This window comes from Aggregatibacter sp. (genome assembly GCF_057314075.1).
Window position 1 is genome coordinate 276,482 of the sequence record NZ_DBHLAR010000005.1, and the last position, 17,610, is coordinate 294,091.

General features: G+C 41.8%; 17 protein-coding genes. 1 reads left to right on the forward strand and 16 read right to left on the reverse strand.

The genetic code is table 11. The features are described 5' to 3' along the window. Positions 1-26: 26 nt before the first annotated feature. The 11 genes from murG to ACO5E4_RS04820 form a co-directional block, all read right to left on the reverse strand. Entirely contained in the window at positions 27-1,091 is a 1,065-nt protein-coding gene (gene murG / locus ACO5E4_RS04770) for an undecaprenyldiphospho-muramoylpentapeptide beta-N-acetylglucosaminyltransferase (RefSeq protein WP_485862241.1), read from the reverse strand. A 45-nt stretch (positions 1,092-1,136) separates the two neighbouring features. Continuing rightward, complete coding sequence (gene ftsW, locus ACO5E4_RS04775; protein ID WP_454905498.1) at positions 1,137-2,327, reverse strand: putative lipid II flippase FtsW; 1,191 nt, start codon at positions 2,325-2,327, stop codon at positions 1,137-1,139. 15 nt (positions 2,328-2,342) lie between these two features. After that, positions 2,343-3,647, reverse strand: coding sequence for a UDP-N-acetylmuramoyl-L-alanine--D-glutamate ligase (gene murD / locus ACO5E4_RS04780; RefSeq protein ID WP_485862242.1), 1,305 nt, complete (start codon positions 3,645-3,647; stop codon positions 2,343-2,345). A gap of 39 nt (positions 3,648-3,686) precedes the next feature. Beyond that, positions 3,687-4,772, reverse strand: coding sequence for a phospho-N-acetylmuramoyl-pentapeptide-transferase (gene mraY, locus ACO5E4_RS04785; RefSeq protein WP_290521063.1), 1,086 nt, complete (start codon positions 4,770-4,772; stop codon positions 3,687-3,689). Beyond that, the gene (gene murF / locus ACO5E4_RS04790) at positions 4,766-6,145 is read right to left on the reverse strand and encodes a UDP-N-acetylmuramoyl-tripeptide--D-alanyl-D-alanine ligase (protein ID WP_485862243.1); all 1,380 of its coding nucleotides are present in this window, start codon (positions 6,143-6,145) and stop codon (positions 4,766-4,768) included. Before murF ends, mraY begins: the two co-directional genes overlap by 7 nt. 8 nt (positions 6,146-6,153) lie before the next feature. Further along, the gene (gene murE / locus ACO5E4_RS04795) at positions 6,154-7,620 is read right to left on the reverse strand and encodes a UDP-N-acetylmuramoyl-L-alanyl-D-glutamate--2,6-diaminopimelate ligase (protein ID WP_485862244.1); all 1,467 of its coding nucleotides are present in this window, start codon (positions 7,618-7,620) and stop codon (positions 6,154-6,156) included. A 61-nt stretch (positions 7,621-7,681) separates the two neighbouring features. Beyond that, entirely contained in the window at positions 7,682-9,508 is a 1,827-nt protein-coding gene (gene ftsI, locus ACO5E4_RS04800) for a peptidoglycan glycosyltransferase FtsI (protein ID WP_485862245.1), read from the reverse strand. Positions 9,509-9,525: 17 nt separating this feature from the next. After that, complete coding sequence (gene ftsL / locus ACO5E4_RS04805; protein WP_314955427.1) at positions 9,526-9,843, reverse strand: cell division protein FtsL; 318 nt, start codon at positions 9,841-9,843, stop codon at positions 9,526-9,528. Continuing rightward, positions 9,843-10,811, reverse strand: coding sequence for a 16S rRNA (cytosine(1402)-N(4))-methyltransferase RsmH (gene rsmH, locus ACO5E4_RS04810; RefSeq protein ID WP_485862246.1), 969 nt, complete (start codon positions 10,809-10,811; stop codon positions 9,843-9,845). Before rsmH ends, ftsL begins: the two co-directional genes overlap by 1 nt. A gap of 109 nt (positions 10,812-10,920) precedes the next feature. Next, entirely contained in the window at positions 10,921-11,379 is a 459-nt protein-coding gene (gene mraZ / locus ACO5E4_RS04815) for a division/cell wall cluster transcriptional repressor MraZ (RefSeq protein WP_311351503.1), read from the reverse strand. A gap of 277 nt (positions 11,380-11,656) precedes the next feature. Continuing rightward, on the reverse strand, positions 11,657-13,252 hold the full coding sequence (locus ACO5E4_RS04820) for a carbon starvation CstA family protein (protein WP_485862247.1): 1,596 nt from the start codon (positions 13,250-13,252) through the stop codon (positions 11,657-11,659). A gap of 262 nt (positions 13,253-13,514) precedes the next feature. Here ACO5E4_RS04820 and ACO5E4_RS04825 point away from each other — a divergent pair, with 262 nt between their 5' ends. Then, complete coding sequence (locus ACO5E4_RS04825) at positions 13,515-13,748, forward strand: zinc ribbon domain-containing protein (protein ID WP_314955439.1); 234 nt, start codon at positions 13,515-13,517, stop codon at positions 13,746-13,748. 179 nt (positions 13,749-13,927) lie between these two features. On the opposite strand, the gene artM is transcribed toward ACO5E4_RS04825, so the two are convergent. The 5 genes from artM to lpcA form a co-directional block, all read right to left on the reverse strand. Next, complete coding sequence (artM, locus tag ACO5E4_RS04830; RefSeq protein ID WP_485862248.1) at positions 13,928-14,608, reverse strand: arginine ABC transporter permease ArtM; 681 nt, start codon at positions 14,606-14,608, stop codon at positions 13,928-13,930. Positions 14,609-14,610: 2 nt separating this feature from the next. Beyond that, the gene (gene artQ / locus ACO5E4_RS04835) at positions 14,611-15,273 is read right to left on the reverse strand and encodes an arginine ABC transporter permease ArtQ (RefSeq protein ID WP_111296665.1); all 663 of its coding nucleotides are present in this window, start codon (positions 15,271-15,273) and stop codon (positions 14,611-14,613) included. 4 nt (positions 15,274-15,277) lie between these two features. Further along, entirely contained in the window at positions 15,278-15,997 is a 720-nt protein-coding gene (locus ACO5E4_RS04840) for a lysine/arginine/ornithine ABC transporter substrate-binding protein (protein ID WP_485862249.1), read from the reverse strand. A 17-nt stretch (positions 15,998-16,014) separates the two neighbouring features. After that, positions 16,015-16,749 (reverse strand): arginine ABC transporter ATP-binding protein ArtP, encoded by a 735-nt coding sequence (gene artP / locus ACO5E4_RS04845; protein ID WP_485862250.1) that lies wholly within the window; start codon positions 16,747-16,749, stop codon positions 16,015-16,017. 140 nt (positions 16,750-16,889) lie between these two features. Then, positions 16,890-17,474 carry a D-sedoheptulose 7-phosphate isomerase gene (gene lpcA, locus ACO5E4_RS04850; protein ID WP_485862251.1) on the reverse strand — a complete coding sequence of 195 codons (585 nt, stop codon included), beginning with the start codon at positions 17,472-17,474 and terminating at the stop codon, positions 16,890-16,892. Positions 17,475-17,610 lie beyond the last annotated feature (136 nt).

Below are 17,610 nucleotides of genomic sequence, written 5' to 3' on the forward strand. Positions count from 1 at the left end.
GTTAAAAAAACGACCGCACTTTTAATTTAATTTGCCACGTCTTCAATCACGTCAGCGACCCGCTTAGCCGCTAATGGTGTTGCCTTACTTTTTGCCTTTAACGCCATGGTTAATAATGTTTCACGCTCTGCTAACAGCAGAGTTAACGCGTTTAAGAGACACTCTTCGGTAAATTCCGGTTGCTCAATGATCAGCGCCGCCCCTGCATCCGCTAAATATTTGGCATTCAAAAATTGCTGACGGTCTTTATGTTGGAAAGGCACGAAAATAGCAGGTACACCAACTGCCGCCAATTCGCACACCGTCAATGCGCCCGAGCGACAAATCACAATGTCCGCCCAAGCATAAGCCTCTGCCATGTCATCAATAAATTCAGTCGCCACGCCATTTTTGTTTGCCTGATAAATTTCCTCAATACCAGCTAAATTGCCCTTGCCTACTTGGTGACGCACATAAATCTCCAAACCTTGGGCGCTGAGTTTCTCTGCGACCTTTGGCACAGTTTGATTTAACACGCGCGCCCCTTGGCTACCACCGACGACTAAAATACGCAAAGTTTTATCACGCTTTGCAAAACGCACTTCCGGTGATTCGGTTTGGAATAAATCACGGCGTACCGGATTTCCCACCACTTCGGCATGAGGAAAGGCATTTGGGAAGGCTTGCAACACCCGTGCCGCAATTTTGGATAACCAATGATTGGTTAACCCCGCAATGGCATTTTGTTCATGCAATACTATCGGCACGCCGCAAAGTTTTGCCGCAATACCGCCTGGGCCCGAAACATAGCCACCCATGCCTAATACCGCATTAGGTTGGTATTGTTGAATAATCTTACGCGCCTGACACACCGCGCGCAAAATAGCAAAAGGCGCCAATAATAAACTCTTGATGCCCTTGCCGCGTAAACCTGAAATTTGGATAAATTCAATGGGAATGCCATGTTTTGGTACTAATTGGGCTTCCATACGATCTTTGGTGCCCAGCCAGCAAATTTCCCAACCTTGCTGTTGTAATTCTTGTGCAACGGCAATGGCAGGAAAAACATGTCCGCCTGTTCCACCTGCCATCACTAATAATTTTTTACCCATATCTTTTCTCTAAAAACACTCAAAAAATCGACCGCACTTTGGTTCTTAGTCATCCCGCAATCTTGCTTGGCCACCGCGCATGAGGCGATTTTCGTGGTCAATGCGCAATAATATGCCGACAGTCACCGACATAATGATAATACTCGAACCACCGTAACTGATAAGCGGGAAGGTTAAGCCTTTCGTTGGTAACATCCCGAGTGCCATACCGAGGTTTACAAAACCTTGGAAGAAAATCCAAAAGCTAATACCGAAAGCCAAAAAGCCTTTAAAACGTTGCTCTAATATTAGGGATTCTCGTCCTATTTTCATGGCGCGGAAAACCAATAAACCAAGCAAAATAATAATCACTAAAATACCAAAAAAGCCAAATTCTTCACCCACAATAGCCATAACAAAGTCTGTGTGAGCTTCCGGTAAATATTCTAGTTTTAGTACGGAATTGCCTAACCCTTCACCAAAAAATCCACCTCGGCCGAATGCCATTAACGAGTTGGATAATTGGAAACCGGTACCGTAAGGATCTTTGAAGGGGTCCATAAAGCCGGTGATACGTTTCAGACGATAAGCAGAAGAAAGTACCAACCACACGAACATCAATGCAGCAAAACCAAATAAGAGAAGGAATTGTCCAAATTTTGCACCAATAATAAATAACAACCCAAAGGTAATCACAAATAAAACAACGGTACTACCTAAATCCGGCTGCATCAATAAGAAACAACCTAACAATCCCATAACCAAAAATGGTTTGACCGCACTTAACTTACGACTACGCACTTCATCATAACGACGAGTAAAATAACTGGCCAGGAAACAAGTTAAGGCTAACTTAGCAAATTCTGCAGGCTGGAAATTAAATAAAACCATGGGGATCCAACGACGGGCACCATTCACCTCTCGTCCAATTCCTGGAATCATCACAAGGAAAAGCAAAACCAGCGCAATGCCAAATAACCTAACATGCCATTTTTCCCACTTATTCATGGAAATTTGTAAAGTGGCATAACAGGTTGCACAGGAAAGAAAAATATAAATCATATCTCGCTTGGCAAAATAAAACGGATCGTCGTGTAAACGTGTTCCTACCGGAATGGAAGCGGAAGACACTGCCAGTAAACCGATAAGCAATAGCACGAGATACAACCACAATAATGCGCGATCATATAACAAGCTTGCCGGCGTAATCGTCGTTGTTTGTTGCCAAGTTGTTTTCAGTTTAGCCCAAAATTCCATGAATAAAATCCGTCTTTAACTTAAACGAGCTAAACGCGTGAATTCCTCACCGCGTGCTTCAAAACACGGAAATTGATCCAAACTGGCACACGCCGGTGATAACAACACCATGTCGCCTGCTTGTAATTGCGGACGAATTGCCGCGATAGCTTGTTCCATGGTGTCGAATAAACGACTTTGTGAGGTAAGATCTGCTAACGCTTTGCCATCACGGCCAAAGCAATAACAATAAATATGCGGCTGATTGATTAAGGTTGCCAGCGTTGAGAAATCGGCGCCTTTGCCATCGCCACCGAGCAATAAATAGAGTTTCCCGGCGACCTGTAAACCGGTTAATGCAGCAACCGTACTACCGACATTGGTTGCTTTTGAATCATTGATCCAACGCACCCCATTCGCCATATGCGCCACTTGGAAACGATGTTCCAAGCCACCGAACTCGCGAAGTGCGGTCTGAATTCCTAGCAAATTAATGCCGGCAGCTTGTGCCAAGGCAATCGCGGCTAAAGCATTCATGTAATTATGGCGGCCGGTTAATTTCATTTCATCACAGGCTAAAATCACCTCATCACGCGCCATTAAATAGGTTTTCCGGTTTTCATTTTTCAGCCAATAATCCGCATGATGTTCCGCAAAACTCACTTGTTTTTCCGGGTGTTGGGTGGTTGGCTGGGTGAGCGGGTCTTCTCCGTTAACCACGGCTGTTTGGCAATTGTCGTAAATTTTTAATTTCGCCTGGCGATAATCCTGTAAATCTACGTAACGATTCATATGATCTTCAGTCACGTTTAACACCGTTGCCGCCACAGTTTTTAGTGAATAGGTGGTTTCTAACTGGAAGCTGGAAAGCTCCAAAACGTAAATATCATGTGATTGATTTAAGAGAGAAAGGGCAGGAATGCCAATATTCCCGCCCATGCCAACGCTCAAACCGGCGGCTTTTGCCATTTCGGCGACCAATGTGGTCACAGTACTTTTTCCATTAGAACCGGTAATGGCCACAATCGGTTTATCCGCTTCGCGACAAAATAATTCAATGTCACCGACGACTTCGACACCGGCTTGAAGTGCGGTCTGAATTTCGGGTGTTTTTACCGCAAGCCCCGGGCTAATCACGATCAAATCGCTTTCTAAGAGCCATTGCTGGTTTAAACTGCCGGTATGCAGAGGAATGGTTTTATCAAGTTGATCTGCGCCCGCCGGTGCATTGCGCGTATCCATGACACGAACTTCCGCGTGCTTAGCGCGCAGAAAATCAACACAGGATAACCCGGTTTTACCCAGTCCGATAACCGTGACTTTTTTATCTTGATATTGCATGAAATTCTCTCTCAAAAATGACCGCGCTTTTGGGGCTGATTAACGTAGTTTTAAGGTCACTAAACCAATTAATACCAGCATTAAGGAAATGATCCAGAAACGCACAATAACACGCGGCTCCGGCCAGCCTTTTTTCTCGAAATGATGATGAATCGGTGCCATCAGGAAAATGCGTTGTTTGTTACGTAATTTGTAAGAACCCACTTGTAAAATCACGGACAGCGTTTCCATGACGAACACGCCGCCCATGATCAGTAATAGAAATTCTTGGCGAACTAAGACGGCAATCACCCCTAACGCGCCACCCAACGCTAATGAGCCGACATCGCCCATAAACACTTGTGCCGGATAAGTGTTAAACCACAAGAAGCCAAGACCGGCGCCCACAATGGCAGTACAGAATACCACTAATTCAGCACTAAATTTAATGTACGGAATGTGTAAATATTCAGCGAAGTTAATGTTCCCGGTTGCCCATGCAACTAATGCAAATGCACCGGCGACCATGACGGTCGGCACAATCGCTAGACCATCTAACCCATCCGTTAAATTCACGGCATTACTGGAACCGACAATCACAAAATAAGCTAATACAATATAGAAAATGCCTAGTTGAGGCATCACCGTTTTAAAGAACGGCACGACAAGGCGTGTCGCATCGGTATCTTGGCCCATGGCATACATACCAAACACGGCCACCAATGCTACCACAGACAGCCAAAAATATTTCCAACGCGCCACTAAGCCATCTGTGCTTTTACGGGTAATTTTGCGGTAGTCGTCCACAAAGCCGACAGCGCCGTAGCCGAATAAAACGAACAAGCTAAACCAAACATATGGGTTTCTTAAATCCGCCCATAATAATGTACTCACGCCAATGGCGAAGAGAATCATGACACCGCCCATGGTCGGTGTCCCTTTTTTGGCGAAGTGACTTTCAGGACCGTCATTGCGCACGACTTGACCAAACTTTAATAATTGCAAGCGACGAATAACCTTCGGGCCGATCCATAAGGACAATAAAAGTGCCGTGAGTAAGGCTAAAATAGCACGCACGGTAATGTAGGAAATAACATGGAAATCAGAATTGTATTTGGTGAGAAACTCAGCAATCCAAACTAACATAAAAAATTATCCTTTAATAAATCGATCACGTCTTCCATTTTCATACTGCGTGATCCCTTCACCAAAACAACGACTTTTTGTTGTGTTAATTGTTGTTTAATGATTGGTGTTAAATAAGCGACAAGTTCTTTTTTATCGGTAAAATGACGCCCCAAATTGACCGCACTTATGGCGGCACTGTCACGTCCAAATGAAATCACCAAATCCAATTTGGCAGCGCGGGCGAACTCGCCCACGTCTTGATGACAAAGCGGTGTATTATCGCCTAATTCTGCCATATCACCAACAACAAAGACGCGAAATGCCGAATATTTTTGCAACACAGAAATCGCTGATTTCATGGAGCCTACGTTCGCATTATAGCTATCATCGAGGAGCAAAAGATTTTTACAAGGGACAATCGGGAACAAACGCCCTTTCACCAACGATGGCGTTTCCAACCCTTTTTTGACCTGCGCTAGCGTCGCACCTACATTCATTGCCAGCGCCGTCGCGGCTAAGGCATTAGATACGTTATGTTCGCCTAAATATGGTGAGTGAATCTGCACATTGCCTTGTGGCGTGTGTAAGACGAAAGCCGCCCCTTGTTCGGAAAATACAATGTTTTCAGCATAATAATCGGCTTGCGGATCATCGTAAGCAAAATATTGCACCGCATGATCACCAATATCTGTCTGCCATTTTTGTGAATAGTTATGTGCCTTGTTAATAATAGCAACGCCATGATGGGTTAATCCGCGGAAAATTTCACCTTTGGCGGTGGCAACGCCCTCAAGTGAACCAAAACCTTCCAAATGGGCTGCCATGACATTATTGACTAACGCCACATCGGGCTGCGCCAAGGCGGTGGTATAGGCGATTTCACCAATATGATTGGCGCCAAGTTCAATCACTGCAAATTTATGTTTTTCAGTTAAACGTAATAACGTTAGCGGAACACCGATGTCGTTATTAAAATTGCCTTGGGTAAATAAAACGTCATCAAAATCCACCGCACTTTGTTGCAAGATAGCCGCCGTCATTTCTTTTACCGTGGTTTTGCCCGAAGACCCCGTCATCGCCACCACTTTCGGATTGATTTTTTCACGCAACCACTTGGCAAGCTGCCCTAAGGCAAGACGGCTGTCTTTCACAATTAATTGGGCAATATTGCCGTCTATTGGATGTTCAACTACGGCGGCAACACAACCTTGTTCAGCCGCTTTCATAACGTAGTCATGTGCATCAAAATTTTCGCCTTTCAACGCAAAAAACAACCCTTTGTTGACGGCTTTACGGCTGTCTGTACTCACGTTTTCAACAGTCACGTTGCCATCACCGATAAGTTGTGCCTCTAAAATGGAGGCGATTTGAGAGAGAGATAATGTAATCATAGTTTTCGTTACTGAGATAAATAATGGCGGGCAACTTCCTGATCGGAAAAATGATGCTTCGTTTTGCCAATAATTTGATAGTCTTCATGCCCTTTGCCGGCAATTAAAATTACGTCATTTTCCACCGCACTTTGAATCGCAGTGGCAATGGCCTCTTCCCGTTGGTGTATCACTTGCACGGCTTGCGGATGCATAAACCCTTTTAAAATATCCGCCATAATTTGCGTATGATCTTCGGTACGCGGATTATCATCCGTCGCAATCACCTTATCCGCCAACTGTTCGGCAATTTTCGCCATCAGCGGACGTTTACCACTATCACGATCGCCACCGCAGCCGAAAATACACCAAAGCTTACCATGACAATGTAACCGTGCTGCCTGTAAGGCTTTCTCCAACGCATCCGGTGTATGGGCGTAATCCACGATCACGGTCGGTTTATGGGGAGCGTGCAACATTTCCATTCGCCCGCATACGCCGGTTAATTGATGTGCACTACGAAGGAGTTCGGCTAAGTCATAACCAAGCGCTAACAAGGTTGCCATGACCAACAATAAATTACTGACGTTAAATGCGCCAATAAGCGCGCTTTGTAACTCGCCATTGCCCCAAGATGATTCAAATTGAATACTGGCACCTTTGTGATTAAAGGTGACGTTTACCGCTTTCAACCATTTGGCTTGTTGTGGCACAAAATCTGCGTTGCTACTGACCGCAACGGCTTCCGGCATCTCGGCTAACCAGGCTGCCCCAACCGAATCATCCGCATCAATGATGTGGTGGCGAACATCCAATTCGCTGAATAAACGTTTTTTCGCCGCGGCATAATTTTCCATCGTGTGATGGTAATCCAGATGATCGCGACTTAAATTCGTGAACACCGCGGCACTGAAATGTACCGCCTCTACACGATGTTGTACCAAACCGTGAGAGGACACTTCAATCGCCGCAAAATCTGCGCCTTGTGCCACAAACTCCGCCAGTGATGCTTGAATTTCTATGGCGGATCCTGTGGTATTGGTTGCTTCTTTAACTCGACCATATAGTCCATTACCAATAGTGCCCATTACGGCGCTGGTATGGCCTAAAATCTGTGTCCACTGTGCCAAGAGTTGCGCGGTTGTCGTTTTGCCGTTGGTACCGGTTACCCCAATCAACGTTAAACGCTTGGAAGGCTGTCCATAAAACACATCCGCAAGATGGGATAAATGTTCGCTTAAACGGTAAAACGCAATGACTGGAACCTGTTGCTCGTAGCGCACCTGAAGATGTTGCGCCTCAGAATCAGCCTCAAAAATGACCGCACTTGCGCCATTTTGCAACGCTTGCGGAATATATTGACGACCATCGGTTTGATGTCCTTTAATTGCAACAAAAAGACAGCCGGCCTTTGCAGTTCGACTGTCTAATGTCATTTCGGTGAGATTCACATTTTCTGCTATGTGAATCCCGAGAAGATGAGTTAATCGATACATAATGTTTTCTCAATGAATGAGTGAAAAACGCTTTATTTACGCACCGCACTTTATGTTGAATTTAGTTGACTTCACTTGATTTTTTACTATTCAAACGAACAGTGCGTTTCGTTGTTTTATCTGTTTCAATGCCATCCGGCGGTACATTGTTGCTACGCAACGCATAGCTCATGATGCTGGAAAATACCGGGGCGGAAATTGCCCCACCATAGTACTGCCCCGCTTTCGGATCATTAATCAACACCACCAAAGCATAACGTGGGTCGGTAATTGGTGCGATACCTGCGGTATAAGCCACATATTTATCTACATAGCGACCATTTTCCAATTTCTTCGCCGTACCGGTTTTGATGCCGACACGATAGCCTTCGACCATCGCACGGCCATTTTTAATTGCGACTTTTTCCATCATGTTGACGACTTCGCGTGTGATTTTTTCAGAGAAAACACGATGACCAATTACCGGCGGATCGACTTTTGTAATAGATAGTGGGCGATAAATACCAAAGCTACCTAAAGTGACATAAGCACGAGCAATTTGTAATGGCGTTGCATTCAAACCATAACCATAGGCTACGTTAGCACGCTCAATATCAGACCAACGAGCACGGTTAGCATTCAACAAACCGGATTGTTCGCCAATCAAACCTAAATCTGTCGGCTTACCTAAACCGGCATTTTGATAGGTTTCCATTAAAGCACTCGGTGGCATACGTAACGCTAAACGGCTCACACCGCGGTTACTGGAGTTTTCTAAAATTCCATCTAAACTTAACTGATCACGCGGTGCCACATCTTTGACTTCATGGCCGTTCAAGATTAACGGGCCGGTATTAATAATTTCATCACGACGCACTACGCCACGTTGAAGTGCGGTTAAAACCACGAACGGTTTTACCGTTGATCCCGGCTCAAAGGTATCAGTAATCGCGCGGTTACGCATTAACTCGGATTTAACTCCCACACGATTATTTGGGTTATAAGAAGGGGCATTCGCCATTGCTAAAACTTCACCGGTGCGCACATCCACCAACACCGCCGTACCGGATTCGGCTTTATTCTCGGCGACCGCTTTCTTAATTTCGCGATAAACCATGGATTGTAATTTTTCATCAATGCTCAAGGTCACGTCTTGCGCATCATATTTCTTCACATCGGAAATATTTTCAACAATGTTACCGAATCTATCTTTACGATATGTCATGGAACCGGATTTACCCACCAACATGGAATCGAAGCTTTTTTCAATGCCCTCAATACCTGTGCCATCAATATTGGTATAACCAATCAAATGGGCGGTTTCTTCCACGCGAGGATAAAAGCGGCGCGCTTCCATTTTTAGAATAATGCCGGTAATTTTTAGCTCTTTAACATACTGTGCAAGCGTTGGTGAAATTTGACGAGATAAATAGACAAAACGGGATTTCGGATCTTTTTCAACGCGTTTAACCAAATTGCTATAAGAAATCCCTAACGCTTCCGCCAATTTTTGCCAACGTTCTTTGTCTTTTAACGAATTTTCATCAAAAATAAATTTTGGATCCGCTACCACAGAATACATCGGCACACTCACCGATAACAGTTGACCATTACGGTCTAAAATAGAACCACGCACAAATTGAATTTCTTGTGTGCGTAGAGAACGTTTATCTGCCTCCCCCATCAAAGAGTCAGCATTGATGATTTGCATATAAGCCGCTTGCGCAACCAATGCCATCAAGCCGAAGAAAACACTGGTTAACGCCCACAAATAACGCCCTTTTAAGAAACTTTTTTCATAAACCATTTTAGGTTTATTCGGTTTTACCGAAGAAGTATTTTGTGCCGATGGTTTAGGGTTATTCTTTTTCGCTTGTATCGGCTTAATTGATTTATTAAATTTAACCATATTTGTGATTTCCGCGTTTATTCAAGAATAACAACTTCTTGTTCTGGGGTTGCTCGTTGCATGCCGAATTGCTTAGCAATAGCTTCTATACGTGTATTATCGCTGAGGGTTGCTTCTTCTAATCTTAAATTAAGATATTCATTTTCAAGCGCTTGATATTGTAGAATCAAATCTCCTTTCTCTGCCACTAATCCACGCGTTTGATGAGTAAGCCAAACCGTCCCTAATGCACTTAATGTAATCGCTAGTAATAAAATCAATACCAATTTATTTGACGTAAATAAATCTTCAAGAATAATGTTTCGCAAAGGGAATCTATCGTTATTTTCTAACATTAACTTAATCTCTCCGCAATTCTTAACACAGCGCTACGTGCTCTTGGGTTTTTGGTAATTTCCTCATCACTTGGCATAATTGCTTTGCCAATCACTTTTAAGGTTTGATTACGTTGAATTTGGTCTTCACGTAATGGTAAACCTTTCGGAATATCATCGCCTTGGCTTTGCTTACGCATAAAATGTTTCACCATGCGATCTTCCAATGAATGGAAACTGATAATCGATAAACGCCCTCCCGGCGCTAACACAGTTAATGCTGACTGCAAGACCTTTTCTAGCTCATCTAACTCTGAATTAATAAAAATACGGATCGCCTGAAAACTTCGAGTAGCAGGATGTTTATGTTTATCTTTAAATGGCACAGTCTGTGCAATTAATTCAGCGAGTTGTAACGTACGCGTTAAATATTTACCGCCATTTTGCACCGCACTTTTATTGTAATTCACGATGGCTGAGGCAATTTTCTTTGCAAATCGCTCTTCACCAAACGTTTTTAAGACCCACGCCAAATCTTGTTCAGAAACATGTTGTAACCATTCCGCTGCGGACATGCCTTTGCTATCATCCATTCGCATATCTAATGGACCATCTTTCATAAAACTAAAACCGCGCTCAGCATCATCCAATTGCGGAGATGACACACCAAGATCAAGCAAAATACCGTCAATCTTGCCGACTAAATTTAACTTCTCACAAATAAGTAAAATATCTGAAAATGCGCTGTGTTCGATATGAAATCGTGGATCTTGAATTTTTTGAGCCTCAGCGACGGCTTTAGGATCTCGGTCAATGGCAATTAATCTACCGCTAGCCGATAACTTAGAAAGGATTAATCGGGAATGCCCCCCGCGACCAAACGTACCGTCAATATAAATGCCGTTTTCTTTTAAAGCCAAGCCATCAACGGTTTCATGTAATAAAACCGTCGCATGTTCAGCTGATGAAAACGCATTTAAATGACTCATAAATTATTACCGGTGATATGTAAAAATAAAAATATAATTTAAAGATAAGATAGAGCGGCATAATTGCCGCTTATCTTTTGCTAGTGCCGCTGTTCGGTGAGTTCTACTCTTATAATGACAGCGTTTTTAATTCTTCTGACAGTGCAAAGCTATCTGTTGCACCTAATGCCATGTCTTTTTCAATTTGAGCCTGCCACTCAGCCTCGCTCCAAATTTCAAATTTATTTAATTGTCCAACAAGCATGATGGATTTTTCTAATTTAGCGTGCTGGCGTAAAGGACCACTAATTAAAATTCGTCCAGCACTGTCCAATTCACACTCCGTGGCATAACCCAGCATCACTCGTTGTAAGGTACGTTGTAATGGATCAAAATTAGAAAGCCCGAGCAATTTTTGCTCAATAATTTCCCATTCTTTTAACGGATAAAGCAATAAACAAGGTTGACGAATATCTACGGTACAAACCATTTGCCCCTGGTTCTGTTCCAAAAGCTCGGCACGATAACGGGTAGGAATAGAAATTCTTCCCTTCACATCCAAATTAATCGCTGCCGCACCACGAAACATTTTTTTCACCTTTGTTGTTCTGTTTATTTCAATTCGGGAGTTCAACCCCAAAATTTTCCACAAAAAAACACTTTTTACCACTTTTGATTAATTTTATTATTTGTGTGTATAAGTTGCAAGCAATTTAATGAGATGCATCAGGAAAGTTTTATCTATTTTTAAGTTGAATGTGCATTTAGATATGAAGGAATCATCAGATAAAAAATACCCTGTTAATCTTCATCAACAGGGTATTTTATTTTAGTCTTTACCGCTAAAAGTGCGGTCAATATTTTTTCTATTTCGCAAGGCTATCTACTAAAGATTCTGGGTCAGCTTCATTAGAACGTTTAACTAAAGCGAAGAACAACACGACACAAACAATCGTTGTCGCAAAGCCTAGATAAACTGACAATTGATAATCTAAACCGAAACCGATTTTGTTGTAATACAAGTAGGTTGCACAAACAGTGGTGATAAACCATGCCGGGATAGACGCCACCCAGTGGAATTTATGATAGCGGTATAAATAAGCTGCCGCTGTCCATAACATCACCATTGCCGTCATTTGGTTCGCCCAAGTGAAGTAACGCCATAACACACTGAAGTCAATGGTTGAAACAAAGTAGCCTAATACGAACAATGGCACAGCAATGAACAAACGTTTTGTCAATGAACGTTGATCAATCTTGAAAATCTCCGCTAATTGCAAACGGGCTGCACGGAATGCGGTATCACCAGACGTAATTGGTAATACAACCACGCCTAACACCGCAAAAATTCCTCCTACGAAACCTAAGAAGTGTAATGAACTGTCATATACTACTTTAGACGGGGAGCCTGCGGCGATAGCATCTTGTAACGCTTGCGGGTTCTCATAGAATGCAAGACCAACCATACACCATACTAATGCAATAATACCTTCAGCAATCATCGCACCGTAGAAAATGAAACGACCTTCTTTTTCATTTTCCGCACAACGTGCCATTAACGGAGTTTGTGTTGCGTGGAAACCGGATAATGCGCCACAAGAAATGGTTAAGAACAATAATGGCCAAATCGGCACATCGCCTTTTACTTGGAAGTTTTGTGTAAATTTATCCCAAGTTAAGCCTTGACCATCTGCATCAACAGTACGGAAGAATTCAATAGGGTCTACCGCACTGAAATGCGCAGACACTAAACCGTACACCATACCTACTGACATAAAGAGTAATAACGCACCAAAGAGTGGGTAAATACGGCCGATAATTTTGTCAATTGGTAACAAAGTTGCAAGAATATAGTAAGCAAAAATAATCGCTGTCCATACAGAAACCACTGTAGCTTTATCCATTCCCCAAACAGTCAAACCGCCGGCTTCAACCGCATGGTGAACGGCTTCGGCATCACCTAATTGTAATGCACCTTGAGATGCTCCCATGATATCCATGGTAATTGTACCCATTAATTGCGCCGGGCTTGCAACGAAGACCACGCCAACCAATAAAAGGAGAACAAGAGCCAAAACGTTAATAAAGGCTTTAACCGGACGGCCTAAAAACTTCCCTGCCAAATAAGGCATGGTTGCGCCACCATGACGAATACTTAACATCCCGCAGAAATAGTCATGCACTGCACCGGCAAAAATACACCCAATTACAATCCATAACATAGCGACAGGTCCGTATAACGCACCAAGAATCGGACCAAAAATAGGACCGGTACCTGCAATGTTTAATAATTGGATTAACCAAATTTTAGTTTTAGACATGGGCATATAGTCCACGCCATCATTAAGTTGATAAGCTGGTGTTTGACGTTTAGGATTAATGACAAAGATTTTTTCAATAATTTTGCCATAAATTGCATAACCTAAAATCAACATCAGAATACAGAAAAAGAACCACAACATATGAAAATCCTATGGAAAGAACACATAACGTGTTTGAGTTAATACTTAACTATTACTCCTATATGAGTAAAGTCGCGCTATTTTAGGCCTCCGTCACTATGAAGTAAATAAACGACAATCTATCGATTCAGAATATCTTTGCAAAATGTGATATCAATCACGTTTTTAAATTGAACTAAAAAGTGCGGTATAAATTTCTTGCGTTTTAAACAAAAATCACTACATTGTGCTTTTCTTAAAATTTGATCTCACCGGAGAAGTCATGTTACACCGTTGCCCGGAATGCCGTAAAAAAATCAGCGAAAGTGCAGAATACTGCCCAAACTGCGGTTTTTCCTTTAAACCGGAGAATCTTGAAGCTTACAAGAAAAAACTGGAAGAACGCCGTTTACAGAATGAAGAAATTAATCGCAAGAGCGTAAAGCTACACTTAGTTTGGGGCGCAATTTTTGCGGTGGTCTTGCTCGTAGCAAGCTGGATAACAAACCATGCATAAAAAAATGGGCAATACATTGCCCATTTTTCATTTTATTAATCATTATTTTGCTACTTATTTATCATAAATTTTCTGATATTCACCATTGATTTTCATGGTAGCCAACCATTTATTCCATATAAAAAATCCCAAAGAAATTTGGGATTTAAAAACATTCGAAAAAATAACCGCACTTACTTCTAACTAGGCATATCCAACCGTTCAAAAGCAAGCACTTTGTTTTCCAACTTGCGTAATAACAACGTTGCGATCCCCGTAATTACGAGATAAATACCACCGGCAATGCCATAAATGTTGAGCGCATCATATTCTGTGCCGTAAAGCTGGCGAGCATAGCCCATGATGTCCATGATAGTGATTGTGGAAGCGAGCGCCGTTCCTTTAAACACTAAAATGATCTCATTAGAATATGAAGGTAAAGCGCGTTTTAATGCATATGGAAGTAAAATTTTCAAGGTTTGCAAACGGCTTAGCCCAAGCGCTTCACAACTTTCCCATTGGCCTTTAGAAATTGCTTTCACTGCGCCATGGAATAATTGGGTAGAATAGGCGGCACTATTTAACGCCAATGCTAACGCAGCACAAAACCAAGCATTAGAAAACAGCAGCCACAACGGACTGTCCACAATCCATTGAAATTGCCCTGGCCCTGCATAAATCAGGAAAAACTGTACCAATAAAGGCGTGCCGGTAAATAAAGTAAGATATAAATTGACCGCACTTTTCACCACTTTATTACCGATAGAAAGTAGTATGGTAAATAACAAAGCCAGACTAAAGGCAATCAACAATGACACAACGGTTAATAGCAAGCTGGTAGGAATACCTTGTGCAATCACGCTTAAATATTCTTGAAACATAATTACACTTCCCTTTCAAAACGAGTAAAACGCAGTTCTAATTTACGAATACCGACTTGACTCACTAATGTCACTAAAAGATAAATCAACGCGGCAATACCATACCAAGTGAAAGGTTGGTGTGTATTCGTATTAATCAGCTGTGCTTGACGCATCAGATCATCTACACCAATTAAAGAAATCAACGCCGTGTCTTTCAATAACACCAACCATTGATTACTCAATCCCGGCAATGCATGACGCCACACTTGTGGCATGATAATACGAAGGAACGTGTAGCCTTTACTCAATCCTAATGCTGTTCCAGACTCCCACTGACCTTTAGCAATCGCCTGAATAGCGCCACGGAGTGTTTGTGAAGCATAGGCAGCAAAAATTAAGGACAAAGCGAACACGCCGCAACCGAAAGCACCGAATTCGACGTATTCGCCGGTGAGCAGTTCAACCAATTCGCTAGAACCAAAATAAACCAGCAATACGACCAAAATTTCCGGTAACCCCCGCAATAAAGCAACAAGCACCGCGGTGGGCTTACCAACGAAACGATTAGCTTCCAACACGGCAAATAGCATGCCTAAAAAAAGCCCTAATACTAACGAGCAAACCGCAAGCCCTAAGGTCATCAGGGCCGCGGTCAACATTAAAGAAAAATAATCAGAAAACATAGAATTATTTGGTCATCCATTTATCATAGATTTTTTGATATTCACCATTCGCTTTAATTGCTGCTAAACCTTTATTGAAGCTTTCAGCCAATTCTTTATTCGATTTATTTAGTGCGATACCAAAACCATTACCGAAATATTTTTTGTTATTCACTTTATCGCCGACAAACTGAATGTTATCTTCTTTGGAAATCATATCCGCAAGCACTGCAGTATCACCGAAGATAATATCAATACGTCCATTTTTTAGATCCAGTACCGCATCTTGTAAGCTGGCATAGGATTTCACGCTGTATTGTTTTGTTTCCGCTACTGTATATTGCTGATAGGTCGTCCCATTTTGTACACCAACATTTTTCGCATTTTCTAAAGTAGCTTTGCCTTTTAATGCAACATAGCTGGCTGTGCTATCGTAGTATTGGTCAGAGAATAATACTTGTTTACCACGAGCCTCGGTAATATCCATCGCAGAAATAACAGCATCAAAACGTTTTGATCTTAAATTAGTAATCAAAGAATCAAATGCCTCGCCTTTAAAATGGCAGGTAGCTTGAATTTCTTTACAGATAGCGTTGGCAATATCCACATCAAAACCGATAATTTCACCTTTTTCATTAGTCGACTCAAACGGCGGGTAACTCGGTTCCATAGCAAAAGTTAAATCCTGCGCGTGGGCTGCTACTGCAGAACCTAATAAAATTGCACTTAATAATAATTTTTTCATAATATTCTCCTTCAAGATTAGATATTGTGTGATAAATATTGTTTAAACTGCTCTGTCTGAGGTTTATCAAAACAAGTCTTATCGCCCATTTCGATGATACGCCCCTGTTCCATATAAACCACTTTGGTCGCTACTTTTTTCGCTACATTTACTTCATGAGTAACAATAACTTGCGTAATTCTGGTTTGTTGTAATTCTTCAATAATAGAAACGATCTGAGCCGTAATTTCCGGATCTAATGCAGCCGTTGGTTCGTCAAATAACAATACTTGCGGTTTCATCATTAAAGCTCGTGCAATCGCCACCCGCTGCTGTTGACCGCCGGACAAGTGCAACGGAAATCTCTCAGCAAACTCCTCTAAACGTAAACGTTGCAACAACTCCAAAGCTTGTTGTTTAGCCTCTGGCTCACTTACACCAAGAATTTTCATTGGTGCTTCAATAAGATTCTGTAACACCGTCATATGCGGCCATAAATTATATTGTTGAAACACCATGCCTACATCACGGCGTAACTGACGAAGTTGTTTCGGGTCATTATCTGAAGACAAATCAAACTGATTATTGGCAATACTCAATTTACCCGATTGTGGCACTTCTAATAAATTTAATGTTCGAATCAACGTACTTTTGCCTGCACCACTAGGCCCCAGTAATACCACTACATCACCATCATTGGCGGTTAAGTTAATATTAAATAAGGCTTGATTGGCGCCATAAAAAAAATTCAGATTTTTAACACTAATTGTCATTGTTTACTGCGTCTCTGTATCAATTATCACAAGATTGAAAATATATTATTATTTTATGAATAATTATGCAACATTAGGATATAAAAAATCCCAAAAAAATTTGGGATTTAAAAAACATATGAAAAGGCGACCGCACTTTATTAATTTGCTTTTGCCATTTCAAATTCAATTAACATCATCAAAATATGAATAACTTTAATGTGAATTTCCTGAATGCGATCTGCATAACCAAAATGAGGCACTCGAATTTCTACATCTGCAATTCCTGCCATTTTACCGCCATCTTTACCCGTTAGGGCAATGACTTTCATTCCTTTCGCTTTTGCTGCTTCAATAGCATTAAGCACGTTTTTGGAATTTCCTGAAGTAGACAAACCAAATAAAACATCACCTTTTTGTCCTACCGCTTCCACATAACGCGAAAACACATAATCATAGCCAAAATCATTACTCACGCAGCTTAAATGACTAACATCGGAAATAGCAATTGCCGGGTAGCCAGGGCGATTTTCACGATAACGCCCCGTTAATTCTTCCGCAAAATGCATCGCATCACAATGAGAACCGCCATTACCGCAAGACAGCACTTTACCACCTTGTTTAAAACTCTCTGAAATCAATAATGCTGCTTTTTGGATTAATTTGATATTATTCTCGTCAGCTAAAAATTTATTTAATACATCTGCCGCTTCAGTAAGTTCAGCTTTAATTTTATCAAAGTACATCTGCTTCTCCTTTAAAGTAAAATTCGCTAGATTGTATGAAAAAACACAAGATCTCTCAACGTAAATTAGGTTCTAATTTACAATATTCCGCTTTACTTTATTTTTTCCCACACACCCCAAAAGCAAAAACCCCCAA